Source organism: Desulfitobacterium chlororespirans DSM 11544, from assembly GCF_900143285.1.
GTDB classification, from domain to species: domain Bacteria; phylum Bacillota; class Desulfitobacteriia; order Desulfitobacteriales; family Desulfitobacteriaceae; genus Desulfitobacterium; species Desulfitobacterium chlororespirans.
The window spans coordinates 227134-240527 of sequence record NZ_FRDN01000006.1 but is presented as its reverse complement, the minus strand read 5'-3'; the positions used below and the strand labels follow the sequence as shown (position 1 = coordinate 240527).

14 protein-coding genes and 1 riboswitch are annotated in these 13394 nt (G+C 47.4%); of the genes, 12 read left to right on the top strand and 2 right to left on the bottom strand.

Annotated elements, in window-relative coordinates:
* Nucleotide 1: 1 nt before the first annotated feature.
* The 9 genes from BUA14_RS09400 (at nucleotide 2) to BUA14_RS09360 (ending at nucleotide 7792) form a co-directional block, all read left to right on the top strand.
* Complete coding sequence (locus tag BUA14_RS09400; protein ID WP_072772379.1) at nucleotides 2-550, top strand: BMC domain-containing protein; 549 nt, start codon at nucleotides 2-4, stop codon at nucleotides 548-550.
* A gap of 79 nt (nucleotides 551-629) precedes the next feature.
* The gene (locus tag BUA14_RS09395) at nucleotides 630-1292 is read left to right on the top strand and encodes a cupin domain-containing protein (protein ID WP_072772378.1); all 663 of its coding nucleotides are present in this window, start codon (nucleotides 630-632) and stop codon (nucleotides 1290-1292) included.
* A 29-nt stretch (nucleotides 1293-1321) separates the two neighbouring features.
* A complete protein-coding gene (locus BUA14_RS09390; protein WP_072772377.1) occupies nucleotides 1322-1873 on the top strand; it encodes a BMC domain-containing protein in 552 nt (183 codons plus the stop codon).
* 20 nt (nucleotides 1874-1893) lie between these two features.
* On the top strand, nucleotides 1894-3381 hold the full coding sequence (locus BUA14_RS09385; protein ID WP_072772376.1) for an acetaldehyde dehydrogenase (acetylating): 1488 nt from the start codon (nucleotides 1894-1896) through the stop codon (nucleotides 3379-3381).
* 1 nt (nucleotide 3382) lies between these two features.
* Nucleotides 3383-4024, top strand: coding sequence for a phosphate propanoyltransferase (locus tag BUA14_RS09380; protein WP_072772375.1), 642 nt, complete (start codon nucleotides 3383-3385; stop codon nucleotides 4022-4024).
* Between the two features lie 20 nt (nucleotides 4025-4044).
* Entirely contained in the window at nucleotides 4045-4332 is a 288-nt protein-coding gene (gene eutM / locus BUA14_RS09375; RefSeq protein WP_014795914.1) for an ethanolamine utilization microcompartment protein EutM, read from the top strand.
* Nucleotides 4333-4442: 110 nt separating this feature from the next.
* Nucleotides 4443-4769, top strand: a complete 327-nt coding sequence (locus tag BUA14_RS09370) for a thioredoxin family protein (protein ID WP_072772374.1) — start codon at nucleotides 4443-4445, stop codon at nucleotides 4767-4769.
* Between the two features lie 258 nt (nucleotides 4770-5027).
* Complete coding sequence (locus BUA14_RS09365) at nucleotides 5028-7094, top strand: methyl-accepting chemotaxis protein (RefSeq protein ID WP_072772373.1); 2067 nt, start codon at nucleotides 5028-5030, stop codon at nucleotides 7092-7094.
* 149 nt (nucleotides 7095-7243) lie between these two features.
* On the top strand, nucleotides 7244-7792 hold the full coding sequence (locus BUA14_RS09360) for a 2'-5' RNA ligase family protein (RefSeq protein ID WP_072772372.1): 549 nt from the start codon (nucleotides 7244-7246) through the stop codon (nucleotides 7790-7792).
* Here BUA14_RS09360 and BUA14_RS09355 read toward each other — a convergent pair.
* Nucleotides 7789-8511 carry an MBL fold metallo-hydrolase gene (locus tag BUA14_RS09355; protein WP_072772371.1) on the bottom strand — a complete coding sequence of 241 codons (723 nt, stop codon included), beginning with the start codon at nucleotides 8509-8511 and terminating at the stop codon, nucleotides 7789-7791. The genes BUA14_RS09360 and BUA14_RS09355 overlap by 4 nt on opposite strands.
* 144 nt (nucleotides 8512-8655) lie before the next feature.
* Here BUA14_RS09355 and BUA14_RS09350 point away from each other — a divergent pair, with 144 nt between their 5' ends.
* A complete protein-coding gene (locus tag BUA14_RS09350; RefSeq protein ID WP_072772370.1) occupies nucleotides 8656-9039 on the top strand; it encodes a VOC family protein in 384 nt (127 codons plus the stop codon).
* Nucleotides 9040-9183: 144 nt separating this feature from the next.
* Here the strand turns inward: BUA14_RS09350 and BUA14_RS09345 are convergent, their stop codons facing one another.
* Nucleotides 9184-10566: an alanine/glycine:cation symporter family protein gene (locus BUA14_RS09345; protein ID WP_072772369.1), complete on the bottom strand. Its 1383-nt coding sequence runs from the start codon at nucleotides 10564-10566 to the stop codon at nucleotides 9184-9186.
* 176 nt (nucleotides 10567-10742) lie between these two features.
* A riboswitch (glycine riboswitch) is annotated at nucleotides 10743-10833 on the bottom strand.
* A gap of 386 nt (nucleotides 10834-11219) precedes the next feature.
* On the opposite strand from BUA14_RS09345, the gene rnk reads away from it, so the two are divergent.
* Nucleotides 11220-11636, top strand: a complete 417-nt coding sequence (rnk, locus tag BUA14_RS09340) for a nucleoside diphosphate kinase regulator (protein WP_072772368.1) — start codon at nucleotides 11220-11222, stop codon at nucleotides 11634-11636.
* Between the two features lie 95 nt (nucleotides 11637-11731).
* Nucleotides 11732-13387 carry a glutamine--tRNA ligase/YqeY domain fusion protein gene (locus BUA14_RS09335; protein ID WP_072772592.1) on the top strand — a complete coding sequence of 552 codons (1656 nt, stop codon included), beginning with the start codon at nucleotides 11732-11734 and terminating at the stop codon, nucleotides 13385-13387.
* The last annotated feature ends 7 nt before the right edge of the window (nucleotides 13388-13394 follow it).

Sequence of the window (13394 nt, the reverse complement as noted above, 5' to 3'; positions counted from 1 at the left end):
TATGTATAGAGCAATAGGTATGATTGAGCTTACCAGTGTGGCCAGGGGAATCTATGCCACCGACCAGATGCTTAAAACAGCGTACGTTGATGTGGTCAGTGCAACCCCTGTCTGTCCGGGCAAATATATTGCTATCGTGCAAGGAGATGTGGCGGCCGTCGAAAGTTCGATCAGCACAGGGATGGCCATTTCCGGGGAATATTTAGTGGACAGCTTTATCCTGCCCAATGTCCATGAAGGAATCTTCCCGGCGATCACGGCCACGACCATGCCGGATGGAACCGGGGCACTGGGAATTATGGAATCCTTCTCCATGGCCTCCATGATCACGGCCGCTGATGCGGCACTCAAAGCTGCCGATGTTCAGGCTCTGGAGCTGCGCCTGGGCAGCGGACTGGGCGGCAAAGCGTACTTTACTTTTACCGGGGATGTGGCCGCTGTGGAAGCAGGCATTGAAGCAGGGAAGGCTATCGCTATGGAAAAAGGCCTCCTTGTGGATATTGAGGTCATTCCTTCCCCGTCCGATAGATTGTGGACGTCCCTATATTAATACTCAGTGAGGATGTTACAGAGTACCAGGTCTCCAGGATTCACGTTGATCACCGTAAGAATGGAAAGGAGGTGGGATTTTGAAGAAACTCATTTGTGCTGACGATGTCAAGTCAGCAGCAGAAAAAGGCCAAAAAGAATTCTGCGTGGCAGGGGGAACGATTGTTACTCCTTCAGCCAGGGACCTGGCTAAAGAATTGGGTGTGGAATTCGTTTTCGCCGCAGCTGCTGCCCAAAATCAAGAGTGCAAATTCAGTGATCTGCAGCAAACTGGGAAGCGGGAAGCAGAGTTTGACAGGGATATGATCTATCAAACCATCAAAATGGTCTTAACCAATCACCTTTTGACAGGTGTCGCGGCCCCCGCAGCTAAACCGCCCTTTATGACCGAGGGTGAGCCTCAAAGCGGGCTGAAAATTGTCCGTGGCAGGACGGTAAATTATGAGGACTTGGACACCGGGAAACCGGGTACCAAGGCAGCCTATCGTGAGGTCATCGGCAAAGACGAGTCTCAAATGAGTGCAGGTTTTTTGACCATTGAAAAATCCAGCTTTGACCGCACCTTGAGCTGTGAAGAAATTGGTATTGTTTTGGAAGGATGCTTGGGGATCACCATCAATGGTGAAACCTTTGAAGCCTGCCAAGGAGATGTACTGCATGTGCCGAAAGGCGCGCGGGTGACCTGGAGGGCTTCCGGGTATGCCAAAATCTTCTCTATTACCTGCCCAGCAAACCGGGCCTGAATTCAGGTTCAACAATAGGAGGATAGGCTATGCAGGCTCTTGGCCTTATTGAGACACGAGGACTCCTCCCTGCTATCGAATGTGCAGATGTCATGCTCAAAACGGCACAGGTTGAACTTGTGGGAAGGGATTTTGTCGGCGGTGGTCTGGTGACCATCTCGGTAACCGGGGATGTGGGAGCTGTGAAAGCAGCTGTGGAAGCAGGCGCTGTCGCGGTGGAAAAGATCAGCCCTTTGCTGCTGGTTTCACAGCATGTCATTCCCAGACCCCATCAGGAAATCGAAGGAATGATCAGCCCCAGCCCCGCTGCAAAGCAGGCACCCCCTGTGTCGCAACCGGAAAAAGTCAAGGACCTTCCGGGGTTTGATCAAACAACCAATAAACAGACAATAGATGATTTTGTGCAAGAGTTTGGCCTTGAACCATGCGTGGATGCCCTGAAATCTCTCCCCGTCCTAAAACTCCGCAATCTGGCCAGAGAATACAAAGGACTTGCCATAGCAGGAAGAGCCATATCCAAAGCAAATAAAGAAGATCTTATCCAGCAACTCAAGGAGTATTACAACCGAAAACATGAATGACGGTGAAGGGAGGAACGTAAGTGCTAAACTTTGATTATGATTTACAATCTGTGCAGGAGACCAGAAATCTTGCCCGTCAGGCCAAACAGGCCCAGGCTGAACTGGCACAATTCAATAGCGAGCAGATTGATAAAATCATTTGCAATATGGTGAAAATAGCGGAGGAAAATGCTGTTTCTCTGGCAAAGTTAGCGGTGGAAGAAACAGGGTTTGGCAAAGTAGAGGATAAGATTTTTAAGAATCGCTTTGCCTCCTCAGAACTCTATCAATTTATCAAACCGATGCAGACTATCGGGGTTATTAGGGAAGACAAGATCAATAAGGTCATGGAGATTGCGGAACCGGTGGGATTGCTGATGGGGATTGTCCCCTCCACCAACCCCACCTCCACCACCATCTACAAATCGATTATTGCCATTAAATCACGTAACGGAATTGTTTTCTCCCCCCATCCATCGGCCTTGAAGTGCACACTGCAAGCCGCTAAGTTGATGAACGATGCGGCAGTGGCGGCGGGTGCTCCGGCCAATATCATCGGCTGCATTGCCAAGCCATCCATGAATGCAACCAATGAACTCATGAAATGTGACGAAGTGGCCATGATTATTGCCACGGGCGGTTCGGCCATGGTCAAGGCGGCCTATAGTGCAGGAAAACCGGCTTTGGGTGTAGGCCCGGGCAATGTTCCCGCCTATATTGAAAGAACGGCTGATATTCCCAAAGCCGTCAGAAATATTATCACCAGCAAAACCTTCGATAATGGCACTATCTGTGCTTCCGAGCAATCGGTAGTGGTTGAAGAATGCATTCGCAACCAGGTTATGGAGGAGTTCAAACGTCATGGCGGCTACTTCATGACCCCGGAGGAAACTGAGAAAGTGGGCCGTAAACTGTTTAACAGGGGCCATGCGATGAATGCCAAAATGGTGGGAAGATCGGCTGCAGATATCGCAGCCGGCGCCGGGATTTCCATTCCCCCGGGGACAAAAGTGCTGTTGGGAGAGCAACAGGGAGTCGGTGAGGGCTATCCACTTTCTTATGAGAAGCTGACCACGGTGCTGGCCTTCTATACCGTCAAAGATTGGCATGAAGCCTGCGATCTATGTATTAAACTGCTTAATAATGGCGGGGTGGGCCACAGCCTTTCCATTCATACGGAAAATCCGGAAATGGCCATCAAGTTTGCGGAAAAACCTGTGTTCAGAATTTTGGTCAATACACCATCCACCCATGGCGGTGTAGGAGTAAGTACAGGACTGGCGCCCGCCTTTACCTTAGGCTGCGGTACTTGGGGCGGAAGCGCAACCTCAGACAATGTAACCCCTATGCACTTGATCAATATTAAACGGATTGCCTATGGCATCAAAGATGTCACAGAGAATGGGAATTCCTCCTATGCAGCCTGTGACGCACAACAGGGCGGTTCCGGTGCCGCCGTCAGTGAAGACCGGATTCAGGCCCTGGTCAATGAAGTCATGTCGCTGTTGAAACAAAGGGGTGACTGCTAAAGTGGGAAAGTATGACGCTTTAGTGGAACTTCTGCTGGAAGTGGTCAAAGAGGGGGGGAATATTCAACAGGAGGATTGTTCCATACCTGTAGGAATATCCAACCGGCATATTCATCTCTCTAAAGCTGATGTGAACACCTTGTTTGGTGAGGGATACTCATTGACCAAGATCAAGGATTTGTCCCAGCCAGGGCAATATGCCTGCAAGGAAACCCTGACGATTTGCGGTCCTAAAGGGGCCATTGAAAATGTCCGCATCCTTGGACCGGAGCGCAGGGAATCCCAGGTGGAGATACTCAGAACAGACTGTTTCAAGCTTGGTCTCAAAGCCCCTGTAAAGCTGTCCGGAGAGCTGCAGGGAACTCCGGGAATGACCCTTGTAGGCCCCAAAGGAAGTGTTCTTCTTTCCCAAGGTGTTATCGTTGCCCAGCGCCACATTCATATGTCCTTAGAGGATGCCCAACGCTTTGGGGTAAGGGATGGAGAGCTGGTAACGATTCAAATAAACGGGCTGCGCGGTGGAACTTACGCCAATGTAGCCATAAGAGCCAATAACACCTCGCAGCTTGAGTGTCATATCGACACAGATGAAGCCAATGCGATGGATCTCACACCCACTTCAAAAATAACAATAGCAAAATGAAATTTTAGGAGGAAACAATCATGAGTAAAACAGAAGCTTTAGGATTAATTGAGACCAAAGGTTTAGTAGGAGCTATCGAAGCTGCCGATGCTATGGTTAAAGCCGCTAATGTCTATTTGATCGGCCGCGAATTTGTCGGCGGTGGTTTAGTAACCGTGATGGTAAGAGGAGATGTCGGTGCGGTCAAGGCAGCAACCGATGCTGGAGCTGCTGCAGCTCAGCGGGTTGGCGAGCTCATCTCCGTCCATGTCATCCCCCGTCCCCACAGTGACGTGGAAATGATTCTCCCCGCCAAAAAAGAAGGTTAAGACGCATTAGAAACTCAATAGACGAAGGTCGGCTCTCTCTTGGGGAGACCTTGGCCTTCGTCTGTTTTCAATCAAGGTAAAGGCAGAATTAAAGGTGAGGAGTGTAGAAAATGTCTTTAGAAAAACTGGATACCAATATGTTTGAGCAGCTTATTTACGATGAAGGAAGAGCTTGCTTGGTGATGTTTTCCAGGAAGAACTGTCATGTCTGTCAAAAAGTTATTCCGGTATTAGAAGAGTTGCGCTTGAATTATGAAGAAAGTTTTGGCTTTTATTATGTGGATGTGGAAGAAGACAAAGCATTATTCCAACGATTCTCATTAAAGGGCGTTCCCCAGATTCTTTACTTTAAAGATGGAGAATATAAAGGAAAAATGGCCGGCGATGTGGAAGATGACGAAGTCGAACAGATGATCGCCGATGTGCTTGAGGACTAATTAAAAATTCCGGTTCTGACCAAACAGCAGCGTGCCTCCCTTCCCTGAAGGATATAGAGGCACACTTTTCCATATCTTCATTTATTTCATATATTTCACAGGTTCCAGTGCAATAATTTTATTGATAGAAAAATCCGTACCATAATTTCCGAAAGTATTCACATGAACTTGCGGCCGACATAATTGCTTGCTGCAATATGAAGGGCTTGTGTTACCAGCCAACAATCAGTGGAATTTTTTTAGTATGGAGGATTAATGATGCAGTTCAAGAGTATTCGAACCCAATTTTTAACCATCTCGATCATGATTGTCTTAAGTGCCTTGGTTATTGTTGGTGGTATTACTTGTTATGAGGTAATTCAGCAATCGAAAGAAGACTACCTCAACTACTCCAACGAACAAATGAAAATAGCCGAGCAGTCCATTAAGATATTTTATGATCAGATTGATAAAAACATCAATATGATGGCCACCCATCCCCTGGTCATGGCAGCGGCGGAAAGCAATATTACATCTTACGCCAACAGTATGGAAAAGGTACAAATGACGCCTTCTCAAAATGGCGGGGTAGAACAAGAGATCTACGAGATCTTCAAGCACTATGCCGACAGCCATCCAGGGACAATGTATGTTTATTTCGGAACGGAAGATGGCGCTTACCTGCAGTGGCCGGAAGCCCCCATACCGGTTGAAAAATTTTATCCTCCCGAGAAAGGCTGGTACAAAACCGGCTTAGGCGGCAATGGAGCCATTGTGAGAACAGAGCCCTATCTTGATCCCATGTCCAATACCATGATTACGAGCAATGTCCGCTCATTTACAGATGCCAACGGTAAGCTGGTCGGAACTCTGGGAATTGACGTGCAGCAGTCGGTCATAAGCGATATGCTCAATTCAATGAAGACTGGAACGACCGGATATTCAATGATTGTTCACACCACGGGAGTTATTTTAGCCGATGGCAGTAACCCTGAAAATAATTTTAAAAAATTGGACGAGCTTAACATCTCAGGACTGGAGAAGCTGGGCACTGATGATTTACCCCCTTTTTATGTAACGATTGACGGTGTAAAATACATAGTTAATCCCCATAAAGTCGATGGAACAGATTGGATTTTAGCGTCTTTAATGTCCGAGAAAGAGTTGACCCAGGGGGCAAACGGGGTGGCATTAATGATGCTGGGGGTCTCCGCATTTATGCTGCTCATCACTATTGCTTTGATTACCATAACTGCCAATAAGATCACGACCCCCATCAAAAAGTCGGCCCAGTATTTGGACCTTGTAGCCAACGGGGACTTTTCCCAGGAAATCGACCCCCGGTTTCTGGCCAGAAAAGATGAAGTGGGGTCAATCACCAACGCCATCAATCATATGAAGAATTCGATTAAGCAGTTGGTCAACAGTATTAAGAGCGAATCGGTTGCTATCGAAGAAAAAGTGCATGCTGTCATGGATAATGTGGTGGATCTCAGCAAGAGCCTGGAAGAGATTTCTGCTACTACCGGAGATGTGGCGGCCAGTACGGAAGAAACATCGGCAGCATCGGAAGAAATGTCGGCGACAACCCAGGAAATTGAAAAAGCAGTACAATTGATCGCCGGCAAATCCCAACAAGGGGCAATCTCGTCCAAGGAAATCACCGGGAGAGCGGAAGATACCAAGAGAAATGTCAATACAGCCCAGAAGAAAGCCGCCGATATATTTGTCGATACCCAGGTAAAGCTGGAAAAGGCGATTATCGAAGCCAAGGTTGTCAGCCAAATCGATTTATTGACGGATGCCATCATGCAGATCACCGAGCAAACCAACTTACTGGCTCTGAATGCCGCCATTGAAGCGGCAAGAGCAGGTGAAGCCGGCAGAGGGTTCTCGGTTGTCTCAGAGGAAATCAGAAAACTTGCCGAACAATCCAAAGGAGCGGTTATGCAAATACAGGAGGTTACCACCAAGGTAACCAGTGCTGTCGATAACCTCTCCCAAAGCTCCAATGGGCTATTGTCTTTCATGTCTGTGGATGTCAATAATGACTATCAAGTCATGCTGGATGTAGCAGAGCGATACAGCGAAGACGCCAATTTCGTCGATGAGCTGGTCGCCGATTTTAGTGCTACCACGGAGCAGCTTTTGGTGTCTATCCAAAATATTTCCGATGCCATCGGCGGGGTAGCCCAAGCTGCCAACAGCGGTGCCGTCGGCACGGCGGATATTGCCAATCAGTCGGCAGAAGTAAGCGTCAAATCCAATGAAGTTAAAGAGCAGATTCTCAGAGCCAAGGAAAGCGTCAACAGATTACAAGAAGAAATCAAACGGTTCAAAGTGTAATGGCAAGCGGCAAGACATACAGTTAAAACTAAAGAGATTAAGCCAGATATCCCATAGAATCGGAATATCTGGCTTTTTGTTAAAGACTTGCAATTATCCTGCAGGGGTTTTAAAGTAGAAGAAAGCAATAATCTATGGGGAGGTATGGAATGAGCTATGCAGTTAATCTCTACTTCAATGAAGAAGCGGAGCAATCGATAATAAAGCTATGGGAGTCGTTAGCTCTCTTGAATCTGGGCAAATGCATGTCCTGCACCAACGGCCGACCCCATATCACTTTAGCTATCTATCATGATCTGGACTTGACCAAAGCTCAAGGAATACTGGAGACTCTGGCTCAAGCTGTTCCTTCCTTTGAGTTGGTATTTCTTCAAGTAGGGATTTTTCCTCTTCATAAAGGCACCATCTTTTTGACCCCTAACTTGACTCATGATCTGTTTCGGGTCCATGGAATGCTCCATGCTGCCTTGGCGGCTTGGCAAGAGCAGGGCTGGGACTATTACAAACCCCAGATCTGGCATCCCCATTGCACCCTTTCCATGGAAACGGCCGTGGAGGAGATCCCTAAAGTGCTGGAAGAAATCTTAAAAGATTTTCGCTCCATTGAGGTGACCATTGAATCCATAGGGATAGTATCCTTGGATCCCATTGAGTATTTAGGCGAATTCCCTCTGAGCGGATCGCCATCCCCTGCTTAGATGCCAAAGCACTGATTGGTTTGTTTGATGCCTAAGATTGCCGTGGGGGAAGCGGTCATTTTTTCAACAAAGGAGCCAATGGATCCATAATCATCCCAAAAATGCATGGGGACAAGGATTTGGGGACGGATCTCCTGAATAAAATACTCCGCTCCCAGGCAGGAGGACTGTTCAAGCCGGGGGTCCACAGGGAAGAAAGCAATATCGATTCTCTCTTCTTTGAGTTTGGCGATTTCTTCCTTGAACATTTTCTCTGCCCACAGAATATCTGCTTCGGGTTCTCCCCGCCAGTGCCACCAGTTAAGATCTCCGGCATGGAAGAGATGGAGCCTTTCCTTGGCGCCCAGTTCCACAAGGAAGGAAACACCCGCATCGGTAGATCCATAGGTTCTAATAGTCAGGTTATTCTTATGAACTTCTTCATAAGGGGATAAGAAAGTAAGGTTCTCTTGGCCTGGAGGCAGCTGAGGATGGCCTTGGATATCCGAGCTGAGGATATAGTGAATGTTAGGATAGTGGGTTTGCCACTGGAAGATTTCAGGATTGTAATGATCCGGATGGACATGGGAGGAAAAAACAGTGATCTGCTTATGGCCGGGCAACTGGACTTGGCCTTGATAATAGTCAAAGACAAGGAACTCCTTATCGGTTTCCACGGTGAAACCGCTGTGCTGAATATACTCAATACGAAGTCCTAGCTTTTCGAGGGGAGCTTTCATAAAAATCACCTCATCTAATAATGATCGGAAGTTTGTGTTCTCTATAAAAAATTACTATAATATGGATGGATATGCAAGACAATAGAGGGCCTGGTCGATAATTAATTCTCGGCAAAGAAAACGTATCCAAAATAAATGAAGGGGATGCTGGCCATGAAATTTAAATTTACCCACAATAATATCAATGTGCTGGATCTGGAGAAAAGTCTTAAATTTTACGAAGCGGCATTAGGGTTAAAGGAAGTCAGGCGTATAGCTCCGGAGAGCGGGGAATTCATTATTGTTTATCTGGGGGATGGGATAACCGCTCATGCTTTGGAACTTACCTGGTTAAGGGATAGAACAGAACCCTATAATCTGGGCGACAACGAGTTTCATCTGGCCTTAACCGTGGATGATTTCCAGGCAGCTCATGAACATCATCAAAAAATGGGCTGCATCTGTTATGAAAATGAAGCCATGGGGATCTATTTTATCAATGATCCGGATAACTACTGGATAGAAATCCTCCCCAGTTCTATGGGATAGGATAAGGCATATAGAGACACCTCTCCGGAAGGGAGAGGTGTCTCGTAGTTTGGTGCGCCAGCTATGTGTTTTGTCATCTATGGGGAAACTATCATTAAGCTAAGAATATAGTGAGCAAAGGGCATACTGAGCTCCACTGTGAGCTTATTTATTCTGAATGACAGGGATGGGCTCCTCAGAGGCTTCATCCAGACGATCTTCCCATAGATACTTCTTGGTTTCCGAGACAATAACTCCGCTTAGGAGAAGGAGCGCCACAAGATTGGGAATAGCCATCATGGCGTTCATCGCATCCGACAAATCCCAGACGAATTGGAGAGTCACCAAAGAGCCGGTTAACACGGCGAGAACCCAAAGGAGGCGGTAAGGGAGGATGCCCTTTTTGCCAAAGAGGTATTCCACAGCCCTTTCACCATAATAAGACCAGCCCAGGATGGTGGAGAAAACGAAGGTCAAAAGCCCGAAGGTTAAAACGATGGGGCCAACCACCGGAATCTGATTAAAAGCCATTGTGGTCAAATCGCCGCCTTGCAGTCCTTGAGCAGCAGTCGGGTTGCTAAGGACACTGCTGACCACGACCAGACCGGTCATTAAACAGACAACAACGGTATCCCAGAAGGTGCCGGTAGCCGAGACGAGAGCCTGACGGACCGGATTCCTGGTTTGAGCGGCGGCAGCGACGATGGGAGCGGAACCCAAACCGGATTCATTGGAGAAAAGACCCCGGGCAATACCGTAACGGGCGGCCATAATGATACTGGCACCGACGAAGCCGCCGCCGGCGGCAGTTGGAGTGAATGCCGATTCACAGATCAAGACAACGGCAGGCCAGACATATTGAGAATTTATAATCAGGATGATGATACAACCGAGGACATAGGCAATCGCCATAAAGGGGACGAATTTTTCGCAGACCCGGGCGATCCATTTCACTCCACCGATGATCACTATCCCGGTAAGGGCTGCTAAGACAAGACCGGTAAGGAGGGGGCTGATATTGAATTGGGACTTGAGCATACCGGAAATAGAATTAGCCTGAGTCATATTGCCAATGCCAAAGGCGGCAATGGAAGTAAAGATACAGAAGAGTACAGCCAGCCACTTCTGGCCCAGGCCCCTTTCCAAAGCATACATAGGGCCGCCCAGCATGGTGCCGTCAGCGGTTTTGACCCGGTATTTTACGGCCAATAAGGCCTCCCCATATTTGGTGGCAATCCCGAATACCCCGGTGAGCCAGCACCAAAGTACGGCACCAGGCCCCCCTAAAGCCACAGCCGTAGCTACTCCGACGATATTGCCGGTTCCGATGGTAGCGGCCAGGGCGGTGGTCAGAGCTCCGAATTGGCTCACATCGCCGCTGGCATCAGGATCCTTAGTGAGGGATAATTTGATCCCTTTAAAAATGTACCTTTGAATGCCACGAGTACGGAAAGTAAGGAATAAGTGCGTGCCAAAAAGTAAAACAAGAATTGGTGGACCCCAGAGATAGCCGTTCAGCCAGATGATAAAGTCATGTAAGGCTTCCATAGTGTTCTCCTCCTTTAATCTCTCTCTGCGCAGCTCACTGCACATCTTTCTGTATGTTGCAGCCTTCGCAAAAGGAGTGCAGTTTATATATAAAAAGAGTCAATCTTTAGCGATTGACTCTGAATATTCGGACGATGGGTATCAAAGCAAGAGATTGCCCCCCCTAGAGCAGTCCCTGTTCCTTCTCTGTCCTTTTGCCTGAGAGATTTACAACATTATTGTATTGCCCCTTCGGCGCCCTAAGCGAGTCTCTCCAGAGTGCTGTCAATTTACGGTCCCTGACTTATTCCAGTCACCTGAAAGTTTCAACTTCTTCGGCGGGCCATACCCTTCTCCCGTAAATCTCATTCAGCATTCCTATGCAGTTTTGGATAGATTCCCAATTCCTTCAACGGCTTTGCGAATTTATTTATTATTATAAGTATCGCTCCCATTTTATTCAAGAATTATTTTTGGGAATATGCCAACATTTACTTATTATAGAAAATGGTATATAATTAGAATGGTTTAATGATTTCTCCCTTTTTTGAAGTACATAAATTTTTGACAGCGGCTATCTGGCGATAGTCGCTCTATATTTAGCTATTCAGAAAGTGTAAATTTTCTGGGTGCATTCAATGTGTTGATCATTAGAAAAGGAAGGTTCAGGAGAAATGAGTAGAAAGATCAGTATTACAGCTGTGGACCGTGAGCGTCTGCTCAAACTTATCAATAAGGAAAGAGAGTTTGGCAGCGCTAAAAACAAGGATTACTTAAAAGATCTTGAGCATGAGTTAAATGGGGCAGATGTGGTACCTTCAGAAAAAATCCCTGCCAACGCCATCACCATGAATTCCAGGATCTTGCTGCAGGATCTGGAGACAGGGGAAGAAACCGTCTATACGTTAGTGTATCCTGAGGATGCCGATCTTCTGGAAGATAAGATTTCAATTCTTGCCCCCGTGGGGACGGCCATTCTGGGCTATCTGGAAGGAGATATCATCGATTGGAAAGTTCCCGGTGGTGTCGTCCGGTTTAAGGTGGAAAAAATTCTTTATCAGCCGGAGGCTGCGGGAGACTATCATTTATAAGCAGCAATGGGTGAAGGACGAAAATTCGGGTAACACTACTGGAGAGGTCTTTCTTTGCAGTAGGAGATAAGATTCCGTAGGAAAGGTTGGTATTTGTGGATAACGAGAATAAATCCTCTAATTTTTTGCGCAGTATTATCCTTGAGGATTTACGGGAGGGGAAAGTAGAAGAAATCATGACGCGGTTTCCCCCCGAGCCCAATGGTTATCTGCATATTGGGCATGCTAAATCCATCTGTTTGAACTTTGGCCTGGCCGACGAATTCAAAGGAAAAACCAATTTGCGGTTTGATGATACGAACCCGGTCAAGGAAGATACTGAATATGTAGAATCCATTAAAGAAGATGTCAAGTGGCTGGGGTTTACCTGGGACAACCTCTTTTTCGCTTCCGATTATTTTGCGGAGATGCATAAGCGGGCCGTTCTGCTGATCGAAAAGGGCAAAGCTTATGTGTGTGATTTATCCGCTGAGGAGATTAGAAAAAGCCGCGGCACCCTGACTGAGGCCGGTAAGGAAAGCCCCTACCGCAACCGCAGTGTTGAAGAAAACCTGGATCTCTTCGAGAGAATGCGCCAAGGTGAATTTAAGGACGGGGAAAAGGTTCTCCGGGCTAAGATCGATATGGGCTCACCCAACATCAATATGCGGGATCCCGTTCTTTATCGGATTGCCCATGCCACCCACCATAATACAGGGGACACATGGTGCATCTACCCCATGTATGATTATGCCCATCCTTTAGAGGATGCTATCGAAGGCATAACTCACTCTATCTGTACTTTAGAATTTGAAGATCACCGCCCTCTCTATGATTGGGTCGTTCGGGAATGTGAGATGGAACATGTTCCTCATCAATATGAATTTGCCCGCTTGAATATGACCAATACGGTGATGAGCAAACGCAAGCTGAAGCAGCTGGTGGATGAAAAAGTGGTGGACGGTTGGGATGATCCCAGAATGCCCACCATCTCCGGGCTGCGCCGCCGGGGGTATACCCCTGAAGCCATCCGCAATTTTGCCCAAGCTATTGGTGTGGCCAGAGCGGACAGTGTGGTGGATTCCAAAATGCTGGAGCACTTTATTCGGGAAGATCTGAAGCTCAAAGTGTCCCGGCCCATGGCGGTCATCCGCCCCTTGAAGGTGGTCATTACCAATTACCCGGAAGGCCAAGTGGAAATGCTGGATGCCGATCACAATAAAGAGAACCCTGAGATGGGGAAACGCAAGATTCCTTTTTCCAGGGAGATTTACATCGAGCAGGAAGATTTCATGGAGGTCCCGCCGCCGAAGTACCACCGGCTTTACCCGGGCAATGAAGTTCGGTTGATGGATGCCTACTTTATTAGGTGTGAAGAGGTCATCAAGGATGATGAGGGCAAGATCATCGAGATTCGTTGCACCTATGATCCGGAAACAAAAAGCGGCACAGGATTTACCGGCCGCAAGGTCAAGGGTACTATTCATTGGGTGGAAGCCACTCAGGCAGTGCCGGCAGAGTTTCGCCTCTATGAGCCTTTGATTCAGGATGATGGAGCAGAAGAGGAAGGCAAGACCTTCCTGGATCACATCAATCCCAACTCTTTAGCAATACGGCAAGGGTTTGTGGAACCTTATATGAAAGAGGCCAAACCTCAAGATAAATTCCAGTTTCCCCGTCACGGCTACTTTAATGTGGATCCGAACTATACTACCCCGGAAAGCTTAGTGTTGAATTTAATTGTTTCCTTAAAAAGCTCTTTCGTTATATAATCAGTGT